Genomic DNA, 23,655 nt, shown 5'->3' on the forward strand with positions numbered 1-23,655 from the left:
AACAAATCCGGACCGGTGCCTGTGCACAGCATCATTTGCCATGGAAAAATGCCCACCGTGTCGCTTCGATTGAGCAAGCTGCCCCCCGCCTGCCGGCTTCGCGCGTGCCTGCTCGGTGCGTTGCTGTCGGGACTGGCCGGTTGTGCTGCACCGCTGCCCAAACTGGCCCCGCCCCTGCCTGCACAGTGGCAACAGGTGGAAGCCATGGACCAGGCCAAACCCACCGACCTGCATGGCTGGTGGCACGCCTTCAACGATCCACAGCTCGACAAGCTGGTCGACCACGCCCTGGCGAACAACCTCGATGTTGCCCAGGCAGTCGAGCACCTGCGCGCGGTGCGTGCGTTGCACGCGCATGCGCAGCGACGTTACCTGCCGGCACTGAGCGCACGTACCGACGATGCGATCGACCCCGATGCCAGCGCATCGTTCTTTGTGGCCGGCTTCGATGCCACCTGGGAACTGGGATTGTTTGGCCGGGCCGAGGGCACCCGACGCGAATCGCAAGGTGAACTCGACGCCAGCGTGGCCGACCTGCGCGCCGCACAAGTCAGCCTGGTGGCCGAAGTGGTTCGCGAATGGATCGACTTGCGCACCGCGCAGCAACAGGAACACCTGCTGCAGCAGATCAGTCAGGTTCGCCAGCGTCAGTGGCAACTGTTGCAGGCGCGCAAACACCTGCGACTGGTCGCGCCCAGCGCCGTCGACCAGGCACAGGCAGCGTTCGCACAGGCCCAGGCGGCGCTGGCCTCGCCGCGCCAGGCCATCAACGCCAGCGCGCAGCGCCTGGCCGTGCTGCTGGGTCAGAACCATCCCGATCCGGCATGGCTGCAACCCGGCGCGCCACCGGAACTGGGCGCCTGGCGACTCGCCGGCACCCCCGCCGACCTGCTGCGCACGCGCCCGGAGATTGCCCGGGCCGAGGCGGACGTGCTGCGTGCGGCCGGTGAACTCGCCCTGACCCACGCCGACATGTTTCCCAATATCGGCATCGGCGGATCCATGGTCTGGGCCACGGACATCAACAACAACCATCGAATTTCCAGCACCCCCAATGGCATCGCGTCGGTGGGGCCGATCATCAACATCCCCCTGTTCGACTGGGGTATACGGCTGGCTGCCACCCATGCCAAGGGATACGAGCTGAAAGCCAGCGTGCTGGCCTACCGGCAAGCCGTGCTGCAAGGCGTGGCCGAAGTGGAAACCGCGCTGGGCAGCCTGCAGCAGCAAGAGCAACGCGAGCAGCACAGCACCGTCGCGTGGCAGGCACTGCAACATGCCGATCGGGCCGAGCAAACACGAGTCGACCTGCAACTCAGCGGTCCGCTCGATCGCGCCGAAAGCCAGATCGCCGCCGACCAGGCATCGCTGGAACTGGCAGACGCACGCGCCGCCCACAGCCTGGCTTACGTGGCGCTGTACAAGGCCCTGGGCGGCGCGCCGTTGCCGGACGTCGATGCGCCGGAGAGTGCTCCGGCCGCGTCGACCGGCAGCTCTGCCGGCCCCACCGACGGGACACCCCGCTGATGGTGGCCCTCGCACGCAAGACCCTGATCTACGAATGGCGCCGATTCCTTCCGGCCATGCTGGCTGTCGGCTTCGCAGGCTTGCTGCAACTGCTGCAGATCGCCCTGGTGCTGGGTATCTTCGGCAGCACCAGCCTGTACATCACCGGCTCCTCAGCCGATGTCTGGGTGGGCTATCCCGGCACGCAAAGCGTGGGGCTGGGCCGCACCATCGACGCCGACGTGGAGTCGCGCATCCTGATGGATCCGGCCGTGCAACAGGTCGAACCGTATCTCTGGATCGACGGCGACTGGCGCGGGCCGCAGGAGACCGGCGGCGTTTCGGTGTTCGTTTCCGGCATCGATCCGGCAGCTGACGGGCTGATGTTCTCCAAGGCCTTGTCGCCGATCCTGCGCGCACGGTTGGCCGAGCCGGACGCCATCGTCGTCGATCGTTCCGCGCTCGATCAGCTTGGTGTCGACATCGGCCAGACCGCCACCATCAACGGCCATCAGGTGCATGTGGTGGGGATCAGTACCGGGTTGCGCGCATTGGGCGGCGTCAACGTGTTGTGCTCGCTGGATACCGCACGCCGACTGGACAATGACGCCACCGACATCGGCCCGACCTACCTGGTCGCCCGATTGCGCGATCCGACCCAGGCCGATGCGGCAGCCCTGCGTATCAGCGGCGACAAGGCCTTCGGGCCGTATGCCGCCTGGAGCGCCCGCGATTTTGCGGCTCGCTCGGTTCGCTACTGGCTGTTCGATACCGGTGCCGGTGCGGGCGTACTGTTTCTGGCGGGCATCGTATTCCTGGTCGGCACCGTCATTACCAGTCAGACCCTGATCGCCGCGGTCAACGGCTCGATCCGCGAATACGCCACCCTCAATGCGCTCGGCGTGGGTGTGGCGGCGCTGCGCCGGGTGGTACTGGAACAGGCGTTCTGGGTCGGGGCGCTGGGCCTGCTCGGCGCCGGTGTGCTGGGTGTCGCACTGATGCTGCTGGCGCGCAGCCAGGATGTGCCAGTGGTCCTGAATGTACCCGCGGCGCTGGCCTGCATCATCCTGGTGATGGGTCTGGCCGCCGTTTCCGGCCTGGCCGCGATGCGCAGCCTGCGCCGCGCCGACCCCGCCACCTTGCTGAGATAGTCGACCATGCAGCCCGCCATCGCCACTACGTCGACCCCCAAGCCCGCCCTGCTGGCCGAGGGTGTCAGCAAGGCATTTATCTCCGGTCACCAGCGTACCCAGGTACTGAACAACCTCAGCCTGAGCATCGAAGCGGGTGAGCTGACCCTGATTTCCGGGCCTTCGGGATGCGGCAAGAGCACGCTGCTGGCCATACTCAGCGGCCTGCAGAAAGTCGACAGCGGTCGCGTGCAGGCACTGGGCAGCGAGCTCGGCCAGCTCGATCTGCGAGCGCTGGAGCGCTTCCGCCTGCAGCACACCGGCTTCGTGTTCCAGGGCTTCAACCTGTTCCCCGCGCTGAGCGCGTTCGAACAGGTCGAATTGCCGCTGAGCCACATGGGCCTGTCGCGCACCGAAGCCCGCCGTCGTGCCCGGCTCTCGCTGGAGGAGGTCGGCCTGGCGCATCGCATGCGGCTGCGCCCGGCCGAGCTGTCCGGCGGCGAGAAGCAGCGCGTGGCGATTGCCCGCGCACTGGCCAAGGAGCCGGAATTGCTGTTCGCCGACGAGCCGACCAGCGCGCTTGACTCCGCCAACGGCCAGATGATCATCGACATCCTGCACCGGATCGCCACCACCCATGGCACCACGGTGCTTTGCGTCAGCCACGATCCACGTCTGGTCGTCCACGCCGATCGCGTCCTGGCGATGGAAGACGGCCGCATTCTCAGCGACCGCCGCAATAGCGCGCGGATCGACGACAGCAACGGAATTTCGCCATGAAGCTGCCTCCCGCGATACCCGCCCCGTTCGACCGCCCCCGTGGCTTGCATCCCGCGGGACTGGCCTGCCTGGCCCTGTGCCTGCCCTGGCTGCTGGCGGCCTGCTCCCGCTCAACCGCGCCGGCGCCCGGCACCCACGCCCCACCGGCGCCAGCCTACGCCGCCGTGGCACGCGGGCGGATCGACATCGAAGGGGGCCTGTTGACCCTGTCGATGCCACGCGAAGGCACCCTGGCCAGGGTCGCCGCGCATGAAGGCGATCACGTCAGGCAGGGGCAGTTGCTGGCCCAGCTGGACACCCGGCCCGCCACCCTGGCCGTCGATGCGGCTCAGGCGCAACTGGAACAGGCGCAGGCGCAGCTGAAGTTGCTCGGCATCAAGCAGGCGGCGGCGAAGCAACGCGCGCAACGCCTGACCGCCGCCGTCGCGGCCGGTGCCGGCGATGGCCAGAGCGCGGATGACGCACGTGAGGCGGCCGCCCAGCTCGACGCCGAGCAGCAGGGCGCTCGTGCCGCTGTGAGCATGGCCGGCCAGAAACTGGACGCGGCGCGCTACGAGCTGAAGCAGCGCAGTCTGCTGGCGCCGTTCGACGCCGACGTGGTGCAGGCCTCGGCACAGCCCGGTGCCAGTGTCTCGCCCGCTTCCGGCCCGCTGTTCACCCTGCTGCCGCAGAAGCCGAGGATCGTGCGGGCCGAGCTCAACGAGAGTTTTGTCGGGGTGATCCATCCGGGCATGTCTGCCGAAGTGATTGCAGACGATGGTCGCGCCACCGCGCACTGGCGCGCGCACGTGCTGCGCATCGGCGAGATCTATGGCCCGGCCACCCTGGAAAACGACCCGCAGGTGCGCGCCAATGCCCGCACGGTGGAATGCGTGCTGGCCTTCGACCAGCCGCAAAAGCTGCGTATCGGCCAACGCGTGATGGTGCGCTTCGAGGCAGAAGCCGCTCCCCAGGGGGTCTCTGCGAAAGACTGAGGAAACCGCCGCCTGCGAAACTTTCTGCCGATAATGGCTGCTTCGATCGAACGATCCGGGCCCACCAGGCATGAAGGCAAGCGAGTGATTCAGCAGACTGACTTTTTCTTCGAAGGTGGCCGCAGCGGCGTGCTGCTTATCCATGGCCTGACTGGCACGCCCATGGAGATGCGCCTGCTTGGCAAGGGTCTGAACCGTGCCGGCTTTACCGTGCACGGCATGCAGCTGGCCGGTCACTGCGGCAACGCGGACGACCTGCTCGCCACCGGCTGGCGCGACTGGTACGCCAGCGTCGAAAAGGCCGCCGACGACATGCTCGGCAAGGTCGATCACCTGTTCGTCGGCGGTCTCTCGATGGGGGCACTGCTGGCCCTGAAACTGGCCGCGGATCGGCCGCGGCAGATTGCCGGCGTCGGCGTGTACGGTGCCACCTTCCGCTACGACGGCTGGAGCATTCCGCCACTGGCGCGGCTGTCGTTCCTGCTGCCGCTGTTGAAGAAACTCGGCATCGGACGGGGACGCAGCTTCATGGAGCAACCGCCGTACGGGATTCGTGACGAGCGCCTGCGCGCGCAGGTCAGCGCGGCCATGCTCGGCGGAGACAGCGCCGCCGCCGGCCTGCCCGGCAATCCGTGGTATTCGCTGGCCGAAATGTATGATCTGGCCGCCGACGTGCGCCGTCAGTTGCCGCAAGTCACCGCGCCGTGCCTGGTCGCCCACGCCAGCGAAGATGACGTCGCCAGCGTGAAGAATGCCGAGCTGGTGATGCGCTCGGTCAGCGCGCCGACCGAGCTGCTGCTGCTCGAGGACAGCTACCACATGATCACGATCGACAAGGAACGGCGCACCCTGATCGAACGATCGGCCGCCTTCTTCGAACGGGTCGTCGCTACCGAAAGCTCGCTGCGCATCGCCGCCTGATCATGCCGGCACCCGGTTCCCTCTCGGCCCTGGTCGCCAGCCTGTGGCTGCTCAACGTGGTGCTGGATACCGGCGGCCAGCTGGCCTTCAAGGCCGCCGCGGGCAATCCCGCTGCCGGTGACGGACTGGCGCGCTGGAAGCACATGGCGGCCCGGCCATGGCTGTGGCTGGGCATCGGTTGCTACGTCATCGAGTTCCTGGTGTGGATCGCGTTTCTGTCGCTGCTGCCGCTGTCCGAGGGCGTGCTGCTGGGCTCGATCAACATCGTGGCGATCATGATCGCCGGCCGTTTCCTGTTCGGCGAGAAGCTTACCCGGCTGCGGGTGGCCGGCATCCTGCTGGTCACCCTGGGCGTGGCGATCGTGGGGCTGGCCTGATGAAACGCTTTTATGTGTTCGGGTTCCTGCTGCTGATGACCTTCGACACGCTGTCGCAGATCAGCTTCAAATATGCTGGCGACAGTGCCCTGCCGGTGCAGGCCAGCATCGGCTGGCTCCTGCGCGTATTCAGCCAGCCCTGGGTTTATGGCGCGGTGCTCGGATACGTCGGCGCGTTCTTCACCTGGATGGCACTGCTCAAGCACGCGCCGATCGGCCCCGCGTTCGCCGCCTCGCACCTGGAGGTCGTCTCGGTGATGCTGCTGTCGATCTGGCTGTTCGACGAACACCTCACCCTCCCCCGCGTGCTGGGGGCGATCGCGATCGTCGCCGGCATCGTCTGCCTGGGACTGGCCGAAGACCGCGAGCACGCGCCGGAACCGGCCGAGGCCTGAGCCCGGTTAAGCTGCCTGCATGCTGCCTCGTCGCCCTCGCGAACTGCCCCCCACCGCCGGCCTGCCGCTGCAAGCCGCTGACCTGCGTCCGGGCGCCGCGACGCTGGCGTCGGACCTCGCCCGGCAGCTGGGCACGCCACCGCTGCAACTGGAATGTTCGGGCACCGCCAGCCTGCTGATCGCCCTGACCACGCTGCGCGAACTGCAGCCGCAGCGCCGCCGCGTGGTGGTCCCTGCATTCACCTGCCCGCTGGTCGCGATCGCGGTGCAGCAGGCGGGACTCGAGCTGCAACTGTGCGACTTGCGCCTCGGCCATTTCGACATGGACCCGGCGGCCCTGCGCACGGTCTGCGACGAACGCACCCTGGCGATCATCCCCACCCATCTGGCCGGGCGCGTCGCCGACGTGGATGATGCGATGGCGGCAGCACGCGACGTCGGCGCGTATGTGATCGAGGATGCGGCACAGGCGCTGGGCGCCCGCCGCGACGGCATCAGTGTCGGCTGTACCGGCGACATCGGCTTCTTCAGCCTGGCCGCGGGCAAGGGCCTGTCGATCTACGAGGGCGGACTGTTGCTGGCTCGTGACCCGGGCCTGCGCCAGCGGCTGGCAGATACCGCTGCACGCCTCGTGCCGCGTCGCTTCGACTGGGAATGCCGCCGCTGCATCGAGTTGCTCGGCTACGCCGCGCTGTACCGGCCCGGCGGACTGCGGCTGGCCTATGGCAACCCTCTGCGCCGTGGATTGCGTCGGGGCGACCCGGTTGCGGCGGTGGGCGATGACTTTGCGCTGACGATTCCGTTGCACCGCGTCGGACGCTGGCGACAGGCCGTGGGCGCGCATGCGGCAACCCGGCTGCCGGCATTCCTCGATCAGCTGGCCGCCCAGGCCCAGCGCCGCCTGCCACGATTGCGCCGGATCGGAGGGGTCGAGGTGTACGACGATTCCGCCGGCACCGGAGGCACCTGGCCGTTCCTGCTGCTGCTGCTGCCGGATCAGAAATATCGCGATGCGGCGCTGGAGCAACTGTGGGGCGCCGGCATGGGGGTCAGTCGCCTGTTCATCCATGCGCTGCCGGACTACGCCTATCTGTCCGCGATCGTGCCGCAACAGGACGTACCGCATGCGCGCGACTTCGCCGCGCGCAGCCTCAGCATCAGCAACAGCCCGTGGATGACCGACGAAGACTTCGAGACGATCTGCCGCACGCTGGAGGCCGTACTGGCTCCGATGCGGGCATCGTCTCCTCACTCCGCCGGGTAATGCTCCATCGAAGCTCCGCATCATCGCCCGATCCGGCAACGGAGGGCGGGGAGGCCCGGCCGCCGCCCCACTATCTCGACAGCGCATCCAGTGCCCGCACCGCCACCGTGGAGATGACGCGAAACAGCATGCCCAGCACGTACTGGATGAAACTGGCGGTGATGCTGACGCCGGTGGCCAGCGTGCGTCCCATGAAACGCAGCGCAGCCACCATCAGGTTGCGAATCATCCCGGCCAGCCTCACCGACTGCAGCACGCCGCTGTAAAGCAGTTGCGCCAGACTGTCGATGATCGTGGCGCCGCCGAGCACGGCCAGGCCGATGCCCTTGCCGATCTGGCTGAGGATCCAGTCGAGTGCATGCAGGATCATGCGCAAGGCGGTCGCCGACAGCATCACGCCCGGACCGGCACCGCTGGCCACTTCCTCCAGCCATGCTTCGGCGCTGGCCAGTACACCCGGCCCGGCAGGCTGCACCGGCAGCGCCGCCCAGCCCGCATCGCCGACCGAGCGGATGTATTCGGGCATCAGATGCGCCCCGACGCTGACCAGCTTGCCGGGACCTTTCATGCGATAGGCATTGGCCTTGTAAGGCACGTGGCTGTACGGATGGATCGGCACCATCGGGACCGGATCGGTATCGTGATATGCACGATGGACCTGCGCCGCGCCGAGCCGATGCGTGAGATATTCCGCGTGCAGTTCGACACCCGCCCGCGGCGCGCCGAACGTGTAGAGCTGCATGCCGCTGCCGGCACCGCTGAGGCTGTCGGCGATCAGGGTGGCGATGGCGCCGCCGAGACTGTGCCCCACCACGTGGATGGCCGAGGGTGTGCGCCCGCGCAACGACTCCCGGATCTGCGGCAACAGCGATTGTGCCGCGGCCCAGAAGCCGGCATGCACGGTAAAGCCGCTGGGCCCGGTGCAGCCGGCCATGCGTGCGTTGGTGATCCAGTCGTAGGCACTGGTCTTGAACGTGCCGCGCACCGAGATCAGGCATTCGCCCTGGCGCGAGCCCTGGCCCCAGGCGACGTAGCCGAAACCGGTCGTTTGCTGCAGTGCCCGTGCGCCCAGCCCGGTGGTGCCGGTCAGGCGCCGGCCATTCATCAGGTCGAATGCGGCACGTGCGCGTGGCGCCGCTACCGCGGCATCGAGCATGTCGGTGGAGAGCCGCAGCGCATATGCGCTTTCGGCGATTTCCGCGGACTGGGCAGGTGAGAGTTCCGTCGTCATCATCCATTCCCCTGTGGCAATTGAAAGTGTCGCTGCGGTCAGAGTGCCTTGCAGATGCCGTAATGAGTGCCTTCGAAATCCGCGGCGCGGGTCAACTCGCATTCGAGCCTGAGCGGGCGGCCGTCCATCTCGGAATTCGCCTCATAACTGTTCTTGGTGTGGCGCCATGCGGTGTATTCCACGCCCTCGTAGCTGATCGTGATTTTCTGCAGGATCACCGGCTGGTGCGGCACGACGCGCATCACGCCTGCATCGCGTTCCACCGCCGGAAACATGAAGCGACCATCGGAGCCGCTGCTCACCGTACTCGGCGGCACGTCGTTCTTGTTGTCGGACCACACGATCTCCTGGGTGAGCCGTGCGCCCTGCACCGGCCTGCCCTCCTTCAACACGGTGCCCTGCACTTCGGAAAACAGCACCAGATGACTTGATAAACCCATGGCACACCCCTCGGACAAACTGAAAGCCAGACATAGAAAAATTGCTGTACCCACGGGATGAACCGCACGCAGGATCTTGCACGCCCTGTCGGCCATCCCCGTAAATAACGCCTTGTGCATTCTCGTCACCATCGGTCGCAATCCGCCTGGAGCCGAAGCACAGTTCGGGCGATCGCGACGCCGACGAAGTAGCCTTTCTTGCCGCGCATCCTCTTGTCGCTGCCAAGCCCTTCCGGCTGCCGTTGCGAGCCGATGATGATGTTGTTGGCGATCTTGATCATGGGTTGCATTTGTTTCTTCTTCATGATTCCGATGCGATCCCCGTCCAGCGCGGGGTCGAATACCACGTCAGGCTAGATATTGAAGCCGACCGTGTCGTCGGGCTGGTCGATACCGCCGTTCAACTGGATGATTTCCGCCCGGGTCAGCAGATTCAGATCGTAAATCGTCTGACCCTTATGTTCGTCCGCAAAGTCGACCATGATGAAATTCGGCATGTAGATCTGGAAATTGGTGGCATGCGAGTCCATCGGGAATGCTTCGGGCACGCTGTTGCTGAGGTAGTTGTAGCCACCCTCGGCCCACAGCGATTTCAGGCGCTGCTTCGAGCCCGTGGTCCATGCCTTCTTGTCGCGTCCCTTGATGCTTCGCACCATGCCGGTCTGGGTCCAGTACATCATGCGCAGCACATCGCGCGAGTAGTGTGCGGTGTTCGCATCGCCCAGAATCCGACGCTGCTTGTCGATGTTCTCGAGGAACTTGCCCTTGACCGGTGCCTTCAGCGCGTACTTGGATGGCTGCGCGATCGAGGTGCCGCCCTTGCCGTAGTAGATCAGCCCGTTAATCGTGTCCGGCATGGTGCCATGGGGGTACAGGCTGACGATCTGCGCTGCCCCGTCGGCGATCGTGCAACCTGCATGGCTCAGCGCGGCAAACCCGTCCGGCATGAAGGCGCAGACCACCTTGCCGGCCATTTCGCTGAGCGTGTGGTTGGCGAGGTTGCCGGTCTTCTTGTAGATCCGGTTGCCCAGCTTGTTCTGGCAGGCCTCCAGGATCAGCTCGTAGTTGGCCGACTTGTCGAACTTGAGTATCAGGAATTCGGTCTGGTACTTGTCGACGAAACGCTTGGCACCGTCGAGAATGTCGTCCAGGTCCATGCCCCAATCGCCGAGAACCATACGGGTAACTTCAATGTTCCGGGTGACGCCGCCCACGGTCTTCGACTTCATCTCCGGCGTGTTCTTGCCGTGGAACGCGGAAAGCTTGGCTCCGCCGTGACCGGTACGCTGCCCCGAAATGCGGACATCGAAAATTCGCACGCCGCATTTGGCCTGCTGATAGATCGACTTGTTCTGGGTGCGCGCGCGGATGCCGCCCGAGGTGATGGCGGCATCGTGACTGCCGGCCATGACGATCTCGTTGACCTTCTTCTGGCCGCCGAGCGAATGGTATTCAATTGCCATTGTTGAACGTCCTTCTGGTCAGAATTCGTAGCGTCGGCGCCGCACACAGGCAGTGGACGATCAGCTTCAATAAATCAACGCATGATCGACTACCGTGATATCGCTGAAGGCGGTGTGCGAGATGCCTTTGGTCCGCCGGTTATGCAGCGATTTCCAGTGGAACGTGAAGAGGTCCTTGGCTATCGCTTGCGTTCCTGAAGGGCGGGTATAGTCCACACCGCCCCACGTTTGATAGTAGAAATGCCAGCCCGCGTTGTAGAAGCCCATCACTGAGCATCCCCCGGCAAATTCAGGCGTGGCCCATACTCCTCCAGGAAGTGCCAGGCCTCGCCCCTGATTTGCCTTCCGTTGTTCGGCGAGGGCGCCCTGCATGTAGTACGTGCCTTTAGCCAGAGATGCCACGTTGTGCAGAACGAGATTGTTTGGCGCCGGGAGCGCCGCATAGTCGGCCTGGGCATTGGCGTGCAAGGCATCCAGGATGTGACCGGCCTGCACGCTCTGGTAATTCACGGGACTATTGTGAGCCGGCGAGCCGTGTTGATGCGTGTTCGCGTGGTACACCATCAAATCGTTGCTTCCGGCAATGGTATCCACGAAGAACTTGCAGCCGCTCATGTTTGCGGTCAGGAAGAAGTCGACTCCAGCTGGTGGCGGGCTGGGCAGTCGTACGGAGGTTATTCTGTCATCGTTGTACGGCAAGTAGATGGTGGTGCCGGCGGCATTCAGCACCGGTGCAAAATCCCGCAGCACCGGCACTGTCTGACTTACGTTCCAGGCGTCGGTTATTCTGGCGGCAACGGCTGTGTACATTTTGTGCTCCCCCCTGAGAGGGGCGACATCGACCAAGACCTGAGGTGCACCTATGTTGTAAGGCGTTATAGCAATCGAAGCGCGCAGAACAGCCATTTAGGTTCCTCTTGCAAAGAAAGTGGGTGCTGGAGTGACGGAAATCCTGCCGACATTGCATTCCATGTATCGACGACGTCCAGGAAGGCCCGCACGGCAAAACGGGAGTCACCCCAATCCATTCACCAAACTGAAAATCACGCAGAGTACGATTCGTCGTCGCTTTCTCTCGCAAAGTCGACTCCGACGGGCATTTCTTGCATTCCCCACAGCCCCTGCCTTGCGGCCTTTTCCAGCCGGCCCCAAAAGCGCGCGTCGATCTCAGCCCTTATCCCCATGTCGAGTTCACGAACCCTCGCAGGTACGTCAGCACACGGGTTTTTATCTCGGCCTCTTCCTTCTGATCCGGAGTCTCGCCCGATCGCGCCTTTTCGCCCTTCCTTTCGAGCGCGAACAAGGCGGTCTCAAGATAAGCTGCCGGATCGTCCCGACCTATCTGGGCCGCAATCATTCCGCCTCCGGTCATGCAGCTTTCTATGCCCGTCGAAATCCGGAATTTGTTGACCACACCCTCGTTGAGTTCGGATCCGCGCACGGGTTTCGTCAGGTCATCGAAAGCCTTGGAAAAGCCTCCCTCGGCACCGACCGCACCTGACTTGCCAGTATCCATTTGGCCAAAATAGATGAAGCTTTTAGTGGGACGCGTGTCTTTGAGGTAAGCCGTGCATTGGGCGCACGGTGTGAGCGTGGAGAAGACGACAGTTTTCTCCGGGTAGCGGACGGCATCACGGTTCGCGTCGAAGTAGCTCAACAACATGTTTACCTCGGCATGGTGGAAACTGCCCGCCGATTGCCCGTTGTTGACGCCATAGGACAGCACCTGCCCGTCGTCGCTGACCATCATTGCCGCGACGTAGTTGCCGCCCTCATAGCCATTGCGCTTGCACAGCCCCAACAGTGCATACGTTGCCAGCATGTAATAGCGCAAGGCGCGAACTCGAGCGTGCCGACTGCCTGTCAGCGACGCCTGCTTTTCCAGGCTCAGCGCCAGGCCGTGCTCGGCCGCTTCATACAATCCGCCACCGGGTAACGGCGCCGGGGACTGGTCAAAGCCGGAGAACAGGTTCAGCTTGAGTTCGCCCACGGTCTCGTCAAGACTTTTTGGATTGACCTTTTTATAGGTTGCGGTACCCGCCATATCGATGGTCTTGATATTTTTGAAGTAGGTCGTGATCCAGTGGCCGGTCGGCAGCGATGTGTAGATTGTCGAATTTCTGAAATTCCAACCCTTTCGGACGATATAGTCGGCCAGATAGGCGGCGGCCGGCAGGATGCTCACCCTTGGTCGATCGACCCAGACGAAGTTGTCGTCACCATCCAGGTAGCCCGCAATGTTGCGGGTGGGATGGCTCTTCTTGTACGCGGCAATGTAGGTCTCTATGAAGTCTGGCATCGTGTCGATCCTCATCCAGGAAAATGAAAAGGGGACAAGTTCACTGCAACCGACTCGTTAACCAAACCCGTACGAAAACTCCCCGCCCGTCACTCCCACCTGCACCTTGGCGATCTGCTCCCCTTCCATCATCTTGGTCAGGAACGCGCGCGAGATATCCGGCAGCATCGAGTTGGTCAGGATCGCGTCGATCATGCGGCCGCCCGACTCGGTCTCGGTGCAGCGTTCGACCACCAGCTTCACCACATCTTCGCTGTACTCGAACGGGATCTTGTAGCGGGCCTCGACCCGCTTCTTGATGCGGTTGATCTGCAGCTTGACGATCTTGCCCAGCATTTCCGGGCTGAGCGGGTAGTACGGGATCGTCACCAGCCGACCCAGCAACGCGGGCGGGAAGATCTTCAGCAGCGGCTCGCGCAAGGCCTTGGCCATGCCCTCGTGATCGGGCATCAGCTCCGGGTCCTTGCACAGGCCGGAGATCATCTCGGTGCCGGCATTGGTGGTGAGCAGGATCAGGGTGTTCTTGAAGTCGATCGAGCGCCCTTCGCCGTCCTCCATCACACCCTTGTCGAACACCTGAAAGAAGATTTCGTGGACGTCGGGATGCGCCTTCTCGACTTCATCCAGCAGCACCACGGAATACGGCTTGCGCCGCACCGCTTCGGTCAGCACGCCGCCTTCGCCATAGCCGACGTAACCGGGAGGCGCGCCCTTGAGCGTGGAAACCGTATGGGCCTCCTGGAACTCGCTCATGTTGATGGTGATGATGTTCTGCTCGCCACCGTACAGCGCTTCGGCCAGCGCCAGCGCTGTTTCGGTCTTGCCGACGCCGGAGGTGCCGGCCAGCATGAACACGCCGATCGGCTTGTTCGGATCGACCAGTCCAGCTCGTGAGGTCTGGATGCGCTTGGCGATCATCTCCATCGCGTGATCCTGGCCGATGACGCGCGCACCCATCAGGCTGGCCAGGTTCATCACGGTCTCGACCTCGCTCTTGACCATGCGACCGACCGGGATACCGGTCCAGTCGGACACCACCGAGCCGACCGCCTGGTAGTCCACCGAGGCGAGGATCAGCGGCGTCTCACCCTGCAGTTCGGCCAGCTGCGTCTGCAGCCCCTTCAGCTCTTCCAGCGCTGCCGCGCGCTCGGCGCCATCGAGGGCCGCCTCCCCCTTCGGCGGTGTACCTTCGGCCACCGCTTCCTGGTTGGCGGATTCTTCCAGCGCGCTGCCGGTGCCTTCCACCGGACCGGTCGAACCGCGCAGCCTCGAGCGGATGTCGAGAATCTTCTCGACCAGTTCCTTCTCGGTAACCCAGTTCGCTTCCAGGGTCTCAAGCCGGGCCTTCTGTATCGCGAGCTTCTCGTTGGCGGCTTCCTCCCGCAGCGTCACCTCGACGCCGACATTCTTCTCGCGGCCGATGATGCCCAGCTCGGTCTCCAGCGCCTGGATGCGCTTGCGCGTGTCGTCCACTTCCGCCGGTACGGCGTGCTGGCTGATCGCCACGCGGGCGCAGGCGGTGTCGAGCAGGCTGACCGACTTGTCCGGCAGCTGACGCGCCGGAATGTAGCGATGCGACAGCTTCACCGCGGCTTCCAGCGCCTCGTCGAGGATCTGTACCTTGTGGTGCTTTTCCATCACGCTGGCGACGCCGCGCATCATCAGGATCGCCTTCTCCTCGCTGGGCTCATCGATCTGCACGGTCTGGAAACGGCGGGTCAGCGCCGGATCCTTCTCGATGTGCTTCTTGTATTCGGCCCAGGTGGTGGCCCCGATCGTGCGCAGGTTGCCGCGCGCCAGCGCGGGCTTGAGCAGGTTCGCGGCGTCGCCGGTGCCGGCCGCGCCGCCGGCGCCCACGAGCGTATGCGCCTCGTCGATGAACAGGATGATCGGCCGGGTCGAGGACTGGACCTCCTCGATGACCTGCTTCAGGCGGTTCTCGAACTCGCCCTTCATGCTGGCACCGGCCTGCAGCAGGCCCACGTCGAGCACGCGCAGTTGCACGTCCTTCAGCGGGGGCGGCACGTCGCCGATCGCGATACGCATGGCGAAGCCTTCGATCACCGCGGTCTTGCCGACGCCGGCCTCGCCGACCAGCATCGGGTTGTTCTGGCGCCGGCGCATCAGGATGTCGACCAGCTGGCGGATTTCGTCGTCGCGGCCCACGATCGGATCCATCTTGCCGCTACGCGCCTGTTCGGTCAGGTCGATGGTGAACTGCGCGAGTGCCTCCTGCTTGCCCATCTGTGCCGGCGACATCGCGCCGCTGGCCTCCCCGGGTGCCGAGCCACCGCCCATCCGGAAACCGTCGTTGGCGCTCTGCCCGTCTTCCGGCGAACCGGCGACGATCTCGGCGAATTTCTCGACCAGCGCCTCCGGCTTGATCTTGTCGAACTCCGCCGAGATGTTCACCAGCGCGTTGCGCAGGTTGCGCGTGCGCATGCAGCCCACGATCAGGTAACCGGTGCGCACCTGTGCCTCGCCGAACATCAGGGTCGCGAACACCCAGCCCCGCTCGACCGCTTCCTCGACATTGCTGGAAAGGTCGGAGATGGACGACGAACCACGCGGCAGGCGATCCAGCGCATCGGTGATGTCGCGCGCCAGGTTCGACGGATTGAGATTGAACTGCTTGACGATGCGGTGCAGATCCGAATCCTGCAACTGCAGTATCTGGTGGATCCAGTGCACCAGCTCGACATAGGGGTTGCCGCGCAGCTTGCAGAACACCGTGGCGCTCTCGATACCGCGAAAGGCCAGTTTGTTGAGTTTCCCGAACAGTGCGCCGCGACTGATTTCGGCCATGATCATTGATCCTTTGCGGTAGTTGTCGATCCGGATGTCTTGTTGCGAAGTCAATCCAGTGCGATGAAGTCGTATCTCGGAACCTGCTGCCCATCTCGCGCGCGAACGGCTATCCCACCGGCTTCAGCACGACCTGGTCGGCGTCGCCTTCCAGCTGTGGCCGTCCCATCCAGGTGGTCAGCCCCATTCTTCCGTTCTGCCCCAGTCGGGTGGCCGGCACATCGGACCGTTTCAGCACCAGCTGCACGTCCCAGGCTTTTTCCTCGCCCACATAGGTCTTGACGGCCGCCTCCAACTGCCTGAGCGCCTCGCCACCGGGCAGGAAGTTGTTGAATTCGGCACGGCTCAATGGCCCCAGCCGCAGACGGAATCGCTGCTGACTGCCCAATACATATTCGCCAGTGACCGTGGTGAGCCCCAGTGCGGCGACCTCGCCGGATGCCCCCAGTCGCAGATGGGAGCTGGGCGGCAGGCGCATCCATTCGGTCACGAACTCGACGATGCTGACCGGAACGCGGAAGAATCGCTCGAGCAACCCCTTGAGACCCTCGGCATTGCGGCTCTGCTGTAGCAGGCGACCGGCGAAGAAGCGCTTGAACTGATCCGGCAGTGCATCGCGATCACCGAGATCCGGCGTGGCCAGGCCCACCAGCGCACCCATGTACATCCGAAAGCGATCCTCGGCGGGACGATCCATCTGCACCGTCGGCTGCGCGTCCGCCCAGGCCCGGTAGAACAGGCTCATCATGCGATGGTGGAAGATGTTCGCGAAGGCCGTGAAAGTCCGATCCTTCGCATTCAGTTCGCGATCTATCGCATATTCGGTCAAGTGCAGCGGCAACGGTGCATTGGGGCCGAACAAGCCGAAGAACAGGCCGTGCAGACGCGCCGGCTTGCCACCACCACCGGGCTCGTAGCGATCGACCGTCTTCGGCGCGAACGCCAGCGACGGCGTCTGGCACAGGCGCACGAAGTCGTCCGCCGCCTTGGCCGAATGACCCAGCCGGGGCCGCTCCGGAAACACGCACTCCAGCCGACGGGCAGCCTCGAAGAATTCGAAGGCCTCGGGGTGGTCGCGCAGTGCGTTCTCCAGTGCTACAGCGTCTGCCGTGTTCCCAGCCTTGCGGGCCATCGAGCGACCTCGTTGCGTTCCAGTGTGCGCAGAACGGTTTCGGTGAATGAATTGACGGATACGTAGCGTGCAAAGAACTGCTGCATCACCGCACCAAGAAGGAACGCACCGGTGCCCTCGAATGCGCCGTCGTCGCAGGTCAGGGTGATTTCCAGTCCGCGGCCGAATGTGATCGGCCCCGGCACCGGCACCCTTCGCACGATCGGCTGCGAGCTGACTGCCTTCACGCCTTCGACCTGGCGCAATGCGCCGGAATCGAATTCGTCGCAGTACAGAGTCAGCATCTCGCGCAGGGCCGAGGCTCCTTCGCCGTTGTTGTTCTCCAGCAACGATACGTAGTTCAACTGCAGGTGACTCAGCAATCGCCATGCGGTCTCGCCATTCGCCGCCGGGGCGCGGGGCTTGGTCGGGCCGGCAACGCAGCGGATCGACTCCACCGGCGCGCCGGTCTCCAGGGTGAAGTCGGTCCTGGACTTGCCCACCGGCATCTGCAGCGGCAGATCGCGATTGGTGCACATCAGCTGCATGCCGATCTGCCGCAGTTCGGTGGAGTAAGGCGCCTCGCCGGAATCGACCAGGGCGATGAACATCTCGTTGCCGATATAGCTGGAGCGTGCGCCCTGCCGCTTCTGCCGCGAGGAAATCAGCCGGGGCTCGCGGCGTATCGTGTAATAGGCGGAGTGCTGGCTGTGCCAGGTACGTTCGTCGCAACCATAGAACGGCAGGAAGCGCTGCTCCGGCTCCTGCTTGTCGCCGAAACCCTCGACCTGGCTGATGCTGTGGACCTCGAAGTCCATCGGACGGGTGCGGTCGGCGAGAATGTGATATTCGGTCTTGCCCTGCTGCAGGTGGATACGGTCGGCACGGCGTGGAAACAGGTTGATCGCGGGCGTGCAGAACAGGCGAAAGTTGCTCGCGTCGATCGCGTTGTGCAGGCTGGCCACACTGCGATCGAACAGCACCACGATCTCGAATTCGCTGCCCCTGGAGCGGGCCAGCACGGATTTCAGGCCGGTGAACTCGGCAAACAGGAAACGTTCCGGGCACGCGAAGTATTCCTGCAGCAACCGATAACCGCTGAACGAACGACCGCCGTAGGGAATCAGTGCCTCATCGTCCTCGAAGCCCTTGCGGTGGATATGCGAGGCATCGTAGCTCTGGCTCAGCTCGCCGCTGGCACCCTGAGCACGCACGATGAAACTCACCGCGTTCCCGAGCAGCTGTTCATACAGTCGCTTGGGCAACTCGTCCGCACCGGCGATGAATATGGGCAGATTGTCCAGTGCAAGCATGTTCGCCTGCGCACCAGCGGTCACCCGGAACTTCAACCGCAAACCCGCACGCACCGCCTTGCCGGCAGGCAGTGTCACTCCCGCTGCGGCGATCGCCGCCGGGGTCTCGAAATACTTCGCGTCGGTCAGCTCCAGCGGCCACAACGTGACATCGTGGGCCGTCCGGTATTCGCAGGCGGTGCGGTCATCCTTGCCGGTCAGACTGCGCAGGGCGGTATGGCGGGCCACGGTGTGGCCAGCGAGCAGACCGCTCTCCTTCAGGTCGGGCTGCATCTGCACCACGGCCATCGAGGGCACCGGGGCCAGGTAATGTGGGTAGATCATCTCCAGCAGATGCTGGGTGAACACCGGATATTGCGCATCAAGCTTGAGCTGCACTCGCGCTGCCAGGAACGCGAATCCCTCCAGCAGGCGCTCGACATACGGATCGGCGCACTCGAAGCCTTCAAGCCCGAGCCGCCCGGCGATCTTCGGGTACTCGCGTGCAAACTCGCCACCCATTTCACGGACGTGTTGCAGTTCCCGGTTGTAATAGCGCAGCAGTCGTGGATCCATGGGGAATCAGCCGAAGCCCTCCGACACCTTGAAACTGCCGGTCTCCAGATCGACCTCGGTCTTCAGGTAGAGATTGAGGGGGATCGGCTGAGCCCACATTTCCGATTCGATATTGAACATCAGCGCCTGGCGGTCCATCCGGGCGGATTTCGCAGTGGCGGTGACCCGCAGCGTATGGGCCGTAAGTCGAGGTTCGAAGGCGAGAATCGCATCCCTTACCTGCCGCTGCAGGATGTCGGCATTGATGCCCGACAAGGCCACACCGGTCAAGTCGGGAATGCCGAAATTCAGGACCGAGCGGGACACTTCCGGATAATCGTCCAGTGTGGCGTCCGCCTCCATGTTCACGCAATTGAGCAACCATGAGATGTCGCGCGTCACGCAATCGCGCAGACGCGTCGCCGAGATGACTCGTTTCTCGCGGCTCTCTTCCAGCTTGCCTGGCTCGTCGTCGGTAAGTCGATCGAGCAGCGACGGCTGAAGTCTTTCCTGGGTGGTCAATTCGGCCATGGCGCGCGCATGCCTCGATTAGTGGTTGTCGAACGTGACCAGTCGGGCGTCGAGCAAGGGATAGTCGCCGGCATCGGTCGCCAGCATCCGCTGGCCGAGACCGATCTGAAGATCCTCCGCCGCATCAATCCATTCCGTCTTTCGCCCCATCACCAGGTCCTTGTCGTCGGCCTGTTCGGAGCCCGGATACCGGCCGGGAATGAAACCGACAGCCCGACCACCATTGCTCCAGGTGACCTGCACCGGCACCCAGATCTTGTCGCGCAGATCCGTTGGCGCCTCGAATTTGAGCTCCTGCAAGCGGGAGAACGGCACCCAGGAATAACCACCGTTCACGATGATTTCCAGGCACGGTCCCATCCGGGGATCGGCATCGGCCATCCATTCGAAAGGGGAGCCGTCGATGTTGCCGGATACCGCTGCCGCCTGTTCAAAGGCCTGTTCGCGCAAGCTCGCCGCCTGCTCATGGCGGCCTTCCGCGGTCAGCTTCAGCGCCTGCAGCAACAGCGCCAGCCATTGCTCCGGCTCGCCGATGATGACGGGCAGGCGCGTCCCCGCAAAAACCTCGGCGCGGACCTTTTCACCTTTCAACGCCTCGGTATAGGCACCGACCATCATGGCGTTGAGCGGATCCATCTCGCCACTGACGTTCAGCTGGTTCTGTGCCCGTTCCCACTGCCCCAGCAGGGCCAGCAACTGGAATAAAAAAACCCGACGCTTGGCATCCGCCGGGTTGTTGCGTACTTCCACCGTCAGCAGCTGCAACGCTTCGTCGGGTCGACCTTCTTTGAGTTTGCTTTCGGGTGTCATTTCATCTCTCGGAAGCCGACCTGTCGGGTCACGTCGCCGACATGCCACAGGCAAGGAAATCCCGGAACCAAGGCGACCTCTGGACAAGCAGTCGGAAACACGATCCCGCATCATCACAAGCTGATGTACGGCAATCCGCGGCAAGACCGACTTGCGCAGAGATCCCTTGAAACCAGGCCTCAATCAAACACGTGAGGTGCTGGATCAGCTGACCTTGACTTCCTCGACGCTGTATCCAACCGTGCCCGCCGAGGCTACTGCACCCTTGTCGTCCTGCTTGAAGTACTCGATGTCGAACTTCGCGAAGCTGATCGACACGTTCTCGGTGAGCATGTCTTCACCGCCGGAACCACCCGTGGAATAACTGGTGACCATGGCACTGGTGAGCTTGATGGTGAAGTAATCCTCCTGCTTGCCACCGGCTTTCGAGATGAACAACGTTGCCGTGGTGATATGCGAGCCGGTGACGAGTGCCTTGATGAAGGCAGTGGAGCTCTTGTCGATGTACTTGGTGAAACTGATGTCCTGCACGTTCGCCTTGCCGGCACCACCGCCGGTGCCGTGACCAAACGACCCGCTCTGCGACAGCCCCCAGGACCAGGCCAGCAGCTGGATCTGGTCCTTGTGTTTTTCATGCTTGGACTCGCCGGTGAAGGTGACGCTGCCACCTTCCAGTTTCAGGTGCATGTCTAATGCCATGAGAATTCTCCTTGTCTATTGTGATCAGTTGAGCCGAACGGTTCGTGCGCGTCACGAGCCCGCCCGGCAATAACGGGTGCAGCAACCTACTTCGCAAAGCATGAAACGAACGCCTGCCAGGATCAGCTCTTTGCTGCCGACGGCAAACGAGACACCAGCCTCAGGGAAACGGTCAGGCCTTCCAGCTGATAATGCGGCTTGAGGAAAAACTTTGACGTGTAATACCCCGGCGCCCCTTCCACTTCTTCCACCACCACTTCTGCTGCGGACAACGGCTTGCGTGCCTTGGTCTCCTCGCTGGAGTTGGCCGGATCGCCGTCGACATACTGATTGATCCACGACGTCAGCCAACGCTCCATCGCATCACGATCCTTGAATGAACCGATCTTGTCCCGCACGATGCATTTGAGGTAATGCGCAAAACGACAGCAGGCGAACATGTACGGCAAACGCGCGCCAAGCGCGGCGTTCGCCGTCGCGTCCGGGTCGTCGTACTCTTCGGGTTTGGCCAGCGACTGCGCACTGATGAACGCAGCCATGTCCGAGTTCTTGCGATGCACCAACGGCATCATGCCCATCTTGTCCAGCTCGGCAGAACGCCGATCGGTAATCGCAATTTCGGTGGGGCACTTCATGTCCACGCCACCATCGTCGGTCGGGAAGGTATGGGAGGGCAGGCCTTCCACCGCACCGCCGGACTCGATGCCGCGAATCCGCGAGCACCAGCCGTATTCCTTGAATGAGCGATTGATGTTCACCGCCATCGAATAGGCCGCGTTCTGCCAGGTGTATTTGGCCGAATCCGCGCCGCTGGTGTCTTCCTCGAAATTGAACTCCTCGACCGGATCGGTCTTCGCGCCATACGGCAGACGGGCCAGCGTCCGCGGCATGGTGAGGCCGATGTATTTGGCATCGTCCGACTCGCGCAGCGACCGCCAGGCCGCATAGTCGGGGGTCGAGAACACCTTGGCCAGGTCACGTGGATTGGCCAGCTCGTTCCAGCTGTCCATGCCCATGAGGGTGGAGTTGGCGGAGGCAATGAACGGAGCATGCGCAGCGGCGGCAACCTGCGCGATACCGGCAAGCAGCTCGACATCGGGCGGGCTGTGGTCGAAGTAATAGTCACCGACCAGGCAGCCATACGGCTCGCCACCCAGCTGGCCGTACTCTTCTTCGTACATCTTCTTGAAAATCGGGCTCTGGTCCCAGGCCGTGCCCTTGTAGCGCTTCAGGGTCTTGGCCAGTTCCTTCTTGGAGATGTTCATCACCCGGATCTTCAGCTGCTGATCCGTCTCGGTGTTGTTGACCAGGTGATGCAGGCCACGCCACGCGCTCTCCAGCTTCTGGAAATCCGCGTGATGCATGATCAGGTTGATCTGTTCGCTGAGCTTGCGGTCGATCTCGGCGATATAGGCGTTGATGGTCTGTGCGACATCCTCGGAAACGATGTCGGACTTGTTCAGGACCTGCTCCGCCAGCGTACGTACCGCGGACTCCACTTCCTCTTTCGCGCGATCGCTCTTGGGCTTGAATTCCTTGCTCAGCAGCGCGGCAAAATCGCCAGCATCCAGAGTCTGTACGGCGCCGCCCTGTTCGGCCAGTTTTTCGGTTGCCATGCGTGCTTACTCCCCGTCTTTGTTGGTGTCATCGGCGGGCTTGGGCGCCGAGACCAATGACTGCAGCAGTGCCGGATCCTTGAGCGCCTGCGCAATGAGGTTCTCGGCGCCGGCCTTGCCGTCCATGTACGTATCGAGATTGGCGAGCTGGGTGCGCGCCTCGAGCAGCTTGGCTACCGCGCCCACCTTCTTCGCGACGGCGGCGGGGGAAAAATCATCCATGCTCTCGAAGGTGATGTCGACGGCCAGATTGCCTTCGCCGGTCAACGTGTTCGGCACCGCGAAGGTCACCCGCGGCTTCATCGACTGCAGACGACTGTCGAAATTATCGACATCGATTTCCAGCGCCTTGCGATCCTCGATCGAGGGCAACTCACCTGCATTGGCACCGGAAAGATCCGACATCACACCCATCACGAAAGGCACCTGGACCTTCTTCTGGGCGCCGTAGACCTCGACGTCATATTCAATCTGCACGCGAGGCGCACGATTGCGCGCGATGAATTTCTGACTACTTTGCTTGGCCATGCGACTCTCCCGGTAAGGTTTGCTCTTGGGCTTTCGAGATGCAGCAATCATCAGTTTCAGCGTGGCATCGGAGCTGCCGCCACGAGGAAGCGGAATGTCAATTCCGACGGTGAATCGGCGTGCGATCCAGTTGCGAACGACCTGGTCACCGTCGCTTTCGTGATGCCCGGCGCGACTGCAACCGACAAGACCTCAGCGAGGCAAATGAATGCCTGTGCCGGCAAGGATCGGGCGAACCGGGGTCGGACATCGCAGATCGGGTGTTATTGGTGAGAATGCCGTTGAATGCGGCCATGGCCGGCTTGCCGGCGGATTCGATCCCGCCAGCTCCAGGCGGACACGATCAATCCAAAGCCCAGCAGCGTCATGTGCGTTCGCAAGCGTATGCCCCCTTCGTTCCGTGTGGCGGATTTACACCATCGGTAAAACACATACCTCGACATGCTCGATAGCAGCGACACCCCCCGGTGCCTCGCTCGCATGTTCAGTGACCTTCCCTCCTGTCATCCCAACAGCTGACGGCACCTTGCGGGTGTCGTCGCCGTCAGGAAATACAGGAGATGCCCTGTTTCTTTCAACGTGCCGCCCCTAGCAGGCGCCCATTCACGTCAAGGTCACGATCAACTGGTCAAGCAATCTACATCCGTCAACGGTTCGCTGCAAGCTGAATTGGCACCCCGCGGCAACAACCGCAGCCCTGCGACTTGACTTGCCTTTGTCCGTTCGACTCGTCTGCTGACGGGAGCCTTCCCGGCGACGCAGACTGGACCCTCGACCATTACGCCGTGAGTGCACAACGGTGACCGTCGGATGAAATTGCTGCGCCGGACCCGGGCAGCCCTGCGCTCGTGGCTTGCCGACTGATCCGTGGATTCAAGCCACGCATTGCACCTCCTTCATCCTTCGCGATGCGCCGCGGCTAGCTGGC

22 protein-coding genes are annotated in these 23,655 nt (G+C 63.3%); 8 read left to right on the top strand and 14 right to left on the bottom strand.

All coding sequences use genetic code 11. The annotated features are described in order from the left end of the window. Positions 1–57: 57 nt before the first annotated feature. From ACFPPA_RS12555 to ACFPPA_RS12590, 8 genes are all read left to right on the top strand, one after another. Positions 58–1,527, top strand: a complete 1,470-nt coding sequence (locus ACFPPA_RS12555; RefSeq protein ID WP_377320348.1) for an efflux transporter outer membrane subunit — start codon at positions 58–60, stop codon at positions 1,525–1,527. Continuing rightward, on the top strand, positions 1,527–2,657 hold the full coding sequence (locus ACFPPA_RS12560) for an ABC transporter permease (RefSeq protein WP_377320350.1): 1,131 nt from the start codon (positions 1,527–1,529) through the stop codon (positions 2,655–2,657). The genes ACFPPA_RS12555 and ACFPPA_RS12560 overlap by 1 nt, the downstream gene beginning before the upstream one ends. 6 nt (positions 2,658–2,663) lie before the next feature. Further along, positions 2,664–3,416: an ABC transporter ATP-binding protein gene (locus tag ACFPPA_RS12565; protein WP_377320352.1), complete on the top strand. Its 753-nt coding sequence runs from the start codon at positions 2,664–2,666 to the stop codon at positions 3,414–3,416. Beyond that, complete coding sequence (locus tag ACFPPA_RS12570; RefSeq protein WP_377320354.1) at positions 3,413–4,390, top strand: efflux RND transporter periplasmic adaptor subunit; 978 nt, start codon at positions 3,413–3,415, stop codon at positions 4,388–4,390. The genes ACFPPA_RS12565 and ACFPPA_RS12570 overlap by 4 nt, the downstream gene beginning before the upstream one ends. An 84-nt stretch (positions 4,391–4,474) precedes the next feature. After that, the gene (locus ACFPPA_RS12575) at positions 4,475–5,311 is read left to right on the top strand and encodes an alpha/beta hydrolase (protein ID WP_377320355.1); all 837 of its coding nucleotides are present in this window, start codon (positions 4,475–4,477) and stop codon (positions 5,309–5,311) included. A gap of 2 nt (positions 5,312–5,313) precedes the next feature. Continuing rightward, a complete protein-coding gene (locus ACFPPA_RS12580; protein ID WP_377320357.1) occupies positions 5,314–5,688 on the top strand; it encodes an EamA family transporter in 375 nt (124 codons plus the stop codon). Then, positions 5,688–6,083 (top strand): DMT family transporter, encoded by a 396-nt coding sequence (locus tag ACFPPA_RS12585; RefSeq protein ID WP_377320359.1) that lies wholly within the window; start codon positions 5,688–5,690, stop codon positions 6,081–6,083. The genes ACFPPA_RS12580 and ACFPPA_RS12585 overlap by 1 nt, the downstream gene beginning before the upstream one ends. A 19-nt stretch (positions 6,084–6,102) precedes the next feature. Then, positions 6,103–7,347 (top strand): DegT/DnrJ/EryC1/StrS family aminotransferase, encoded by a 1,245-nt coding sequence (locus ACFPPA_RS12590; protein WP_377320361.1) that lies wholly within the window; start codon positions 6,103–6,105, stop codon positions 7,345–7,347. Between the two features lie 70 nt (positions 7,348–7,417). Here ACFPPA_RS12590 and ACFPPA_RS12595 read toward each other — a convergent pair whose 3' ends face one another. The 14 genes from ACFPPA_RS12595 to tssB all read right to left on the bottom strand — a co-directional run bounded on the left by ACFPPA_RS12595 (position 7,418) and on the right by tssB (position 22,727). Next, the gene (locus ACFPPA_RS12595; RefSeq protein ID WP_377320363.1) at positions 7,418–8,578 is read right to left on the bottom strand and encodes a lipase family protein; all 1,161 of its coding nucleotides are present in this window, start codon (positions 8,576–8,578) and stop codon (positions 7,418–7,420) included. Positions 8,579–8,616: 38 nt separating this feature from the next. Then, positions 8,617–9,018: a DUF6795 domain-containing protein gene (locus tag ACFPPA_RS12600; protein WP_377320365.1), complete on the bottom strand. Its 402-nt coding sequence runs from the start codon at positions 9,016–9,018 to the stop codon at positions 8,617–8,619. A 125-nt stretch (positions 9,019–9,143) separates the two neighbouring features. Next, positions 9,144–9,323, bottom strand: a complete 180-nt coding sequence (locus ACFPPA_RS12605; RefSeq protein WP_377320367.1) for a hypothetical protein — start codon at positions 9,321–9,323, stop codon at positions 9,144–9,146. A 48-nt stretch (positions 9,324–9,371) separates the two neighbouring features. Next, the gene (locus ACFPPA_RS12610; RefSeq protein ID WP_377320369.1) at positions 9,372–10,481 is read right to left on the bottom strand and encodes a phosphatidylinositol-specific phospholipase C domain-containing protein; all 1,110 of its coding nucleotides are present in this window, start codon (positions 10,479–10,481) and stop codon (positions 9,372–9,374) included. Positions 10,482–10,547: 66 nt separating this feature from the next. Next, complete coding sequence (locus tag ACFPPA_RS12615) at positions 10,548–11,387, bottom strand: hypothetical protein (RefSeq protein ID WP_377320371.1); 840 nt, start codon at positions 11,385–11,387, stop codon at positions 10,548–10,550. A 268-nt stretch (positions 11,388–11,655) separates the two neighbouring features. Then, the gene (locus tag ACFPPA_RS12620; RefSeq protein WP_377320373.1) at positions 11,656–12,780 is read right to left on the bottom strand and encodes a Bd3614 family nucleic acid deaminase; all 1,125 of its coding nucleotides are present in this window, start codon (positions 12,778–12,780) and stop codon (positions 11,656–11,658) included. Between the two features lie 57 nt (positions 12,781–12,837). Continuing rightward, positions 12,838–15,585, bottom strand: a complete 2,748-nt coding sequence (gene tssH / locus ACFPPA_RS12625; RefSeq protein WP_377320375.1) for a type VI secretion system ATPase TssH — start codon at positions 15,583–15,585, stop codon at positions 12,838–12,840. Between the two features lie 109 nt (positions 15,586–15,694). Beyond that, a complete protein-coding gene (gene tssG, locus ACFPPA_RS12630) occupies positions 15,695–16,717 on the bottom strand; it encodes a type VI secretion system baseplate subunit TssG (protein ID WP_377320377.1) in 1,023 nt (340 codons plus the stop codon). After that, complete coding sequence (gene tssF, locus ACFPPA_RS12635; RefSeq protein ID WP_377320379.1) at positions 16,681–18,564, bottom strand: type VI secretion system baseplate subunit TssF; 1,884 nt, start codon at positions 18,562–18,564, stop codon at positions 16,681–16,683. Before tssF ends, tssG begins: the two co-directional genes overlap by 37 nt. A 6-nt stretch (positions 18,565–18,570) precedes the next feature. After that, a complete protein-coding gene (gene tssE / locus ACFPPA_RS12640; protein WP_377320381.1) occupies positions 18,571–19,074 on the bottom strand; it encodes a type VI secretion system baseplate subunit TssE in 504 nt (167 codons plus the stop codon). Between the two features lie 18 nt (positions 19,075–19,092). Beyond that, complete coding sequence (locus ACFPPA_RS12645) at positions 19,093–19,884, bottom strand: type VI secretion system accessory protein TagJ (protein ID WP_377320703.1); 792 nt, start codon at positions 19,882–19,884, stop codon at positions 19,093–19,095. A 204-nt stretch (positions 19,885–20,088) separates the two neighbouring features. After that, the gene (locus ACFPPA_RS12650) at positions 20,089–20,583 is read right to left on the bottom strand and encodes an Hcp family type VI secretion system effector (RefSeq protein WP_377320383.1); all 495 of its coding nucleotides are present in this window, start codon (positions 20,581–20,583) and stop codon (positions 20,089–20,091) included. A gap of 122 nt (positions 20,584–20,705) precedes the next feature. Next, the gene (gene tssC / locus ACFPPA_RS12655; RefSeq protein ID WP_377320385.1) at positions 20,706–22,199 is read right to left on the bottom strand and encodes a type VI secretion system contractile sheath large subunit; all 1,494 of its coding nucleotides are present in this window, start codon (positions 22,197–22,199) and stop codon (positions 20,706–20,708) included. A gap of 6 nt (positions 22,200–22,205) precedes the next feature. Then, positions 22,206–22,727 carry a type VI secretion system contractile sheath small subunit gene (gene tssB, locus ACFPPA_RS12660; RefSeq protein WP_377320705.1) on the bottom strand — a complete coding sequence of 174 codons (522 nt, stop codon included), beginning with the start codon at positions 22,725–22,727 and terminating at the stop codon, positions 22,206–22,208. Between the last annotated feature and the right edge of the window lie 928 nt (positions 22,728–23,655).

The organism is Rhodanobacter ginsengisoli (genome assembly GCF_042657065.1).
Taxonomy (GTDB): domain Bacteria; phylum Pseudomonadota; class Gammaproteobacteria; order Xanthomonadales; family Rhodanobacteraceae; genus Rhodanobacter; species Rhodanobacter ginsengisoli.

Excerpts from the sequence above, each read along its gene's own strand:
- ACFPPA_RS12570 (WP_377320354.1), top strand. The coding sequence starts at position 3,413 with ATGAAGCTGCCTCCCGCGATACCCGCCCCGTTCGACCGCCCCCGTGGC.
- ACFPPA_RS12620 (WP_377320373.1), bottom strand. The coding sequence starts at position 12,780 with ATGCCAGACTTCATAGAGACCTACATTGCCGCGTACAAGAAGAGCCAT.
- ACFPPA_RS12565 (WP_377320352.1), top strand. The coding sequence starts at position 2,664 with ATGCAGCCCGCCATCGCCACTACGTCGACCCCCAAGCCCGCCCTGCTG.
- ACFPPA_RS12595 (WP_377320363.1), bottom strand. The coding sequence starts at position 8,578 with ATGACGACGGAACTCTCACCTGCCCAGTCCGCGGAAATCGCCGAAAGC.
- tssB (WP_377320705.1), bottom strand. The coding sequence starts at position 22,727 with ATGGCCAAGCAAAGTAGTCAGAAATTCATCGCGCGCAATCGTGCGCCT.
- ACFPPA_RS12590 (WP_377320361.1), top strand. The coding sequence starts at position 6,103 with ATGCTGCCTCGTCGCCCTCGCGAACTGCCCCCCACCGCCGGCCTGCCG.
- ACFPPA_RS12610 (WP_377320369.1), bottom strand. The coding sequence starts at position 10,481 with ATGGCAATTGAATACCATTCGCTCGGCGGCCAGAAGAAGGTCAACGAG.
- ACFPPA_RS12650 (WP_377320383.1), bottom strand. The coding sequence starts at position 20,583 with ATGGCATTAGACATGCACCTGAAACTGGAAGGTGGCAGCGTCACCTTC.
- ACFPPA_RS12560 (WP_377320350.1), top strand. The coding sequence starts at position 1,527 with ATGGTGGCCCTCGCACGCAAGACCCTGATCTACGAATGGCGCCGATTC.
- tssH (WP_377320375.1), bottom strand. The coding sequence starts at position 15,585 with ATGGCCGAAATCAGTCGCGGCGCACTGTTCGGGAAACTCAACAAACTG.
- tssC (WP_377320385.1), bottom strand. The coding sequence starts at position 22,199 with ATGGCAACCGAAAAACTGGCCGAACAGGGCGGCGCCGTACAGACTCTG.
- ACFPPA_RS12600 (WP_377320365.1), bottom strand. The coding sequence starts at position 9,018 with ATGGGTTTATCAAGTCATCTGGTGCTGTTTTCCGAAGTGCAGGGCACC.
- ACFPPA_RS12585 (WP_377320359.1), top strand. The coding sequence starts at position 5,688 with ATGAAACGCTTTTATGTGTTCGGGTTCCTGCTGCTGATGACCTTCGAC.
- ACFPPA_RS12580 (WP_377320357.1), top strand. The coding sequence starts at position 5,314 with ATGCCGGCACCCGGTTCCCTCTCGGCCCTGGTCGCCAGCCTGTGGCTG.
- tssE (WP_377320381.1), bottom strand. The coding sequence starts at position 19,074 with ATGGCCGAATTGACCACCCAGGAAAGACTTCAGCCGTCGCTGCTCGAT.
- tssF (WP_377320379.1), bottom strand. The coding sequence starts at position 18,564 with ATGGATCCACGACTGCTGCGCTATTACAACCGGGAACTGCAACACGTC.
- ACFPPA_RS12645 (WP_377320703.1), bottom strand. The coding sequence starts at position 19,884 with ATGACACCCGAAAGCAAACTCAAAGAAGGTCGACCCGACGAAGCGTTG.
- tssG (WP_377320377.1), bottom strand. The coding sequence starts at position 16,717 with ATGGCCCGCAAGGCTGGGAACACGGCAGACGCTGTAGCACTGGAGAAC.
- ACFPPA_RS12605 (WP_377320367.1), bottom strand. The coding sequence starts at position 9,323 with ATGAAGAAGAAACAAATGCAACCCATGATCAAGATCGCCAACAACATC.
- ACFPPA_RS12615 (WP_377320371.1), bottom strand. The coding sequence starts at position 11,387 with ATGGCTGTTCTGCGCGCTTCGATTGCTATAACGCCTTACAACATAGGT.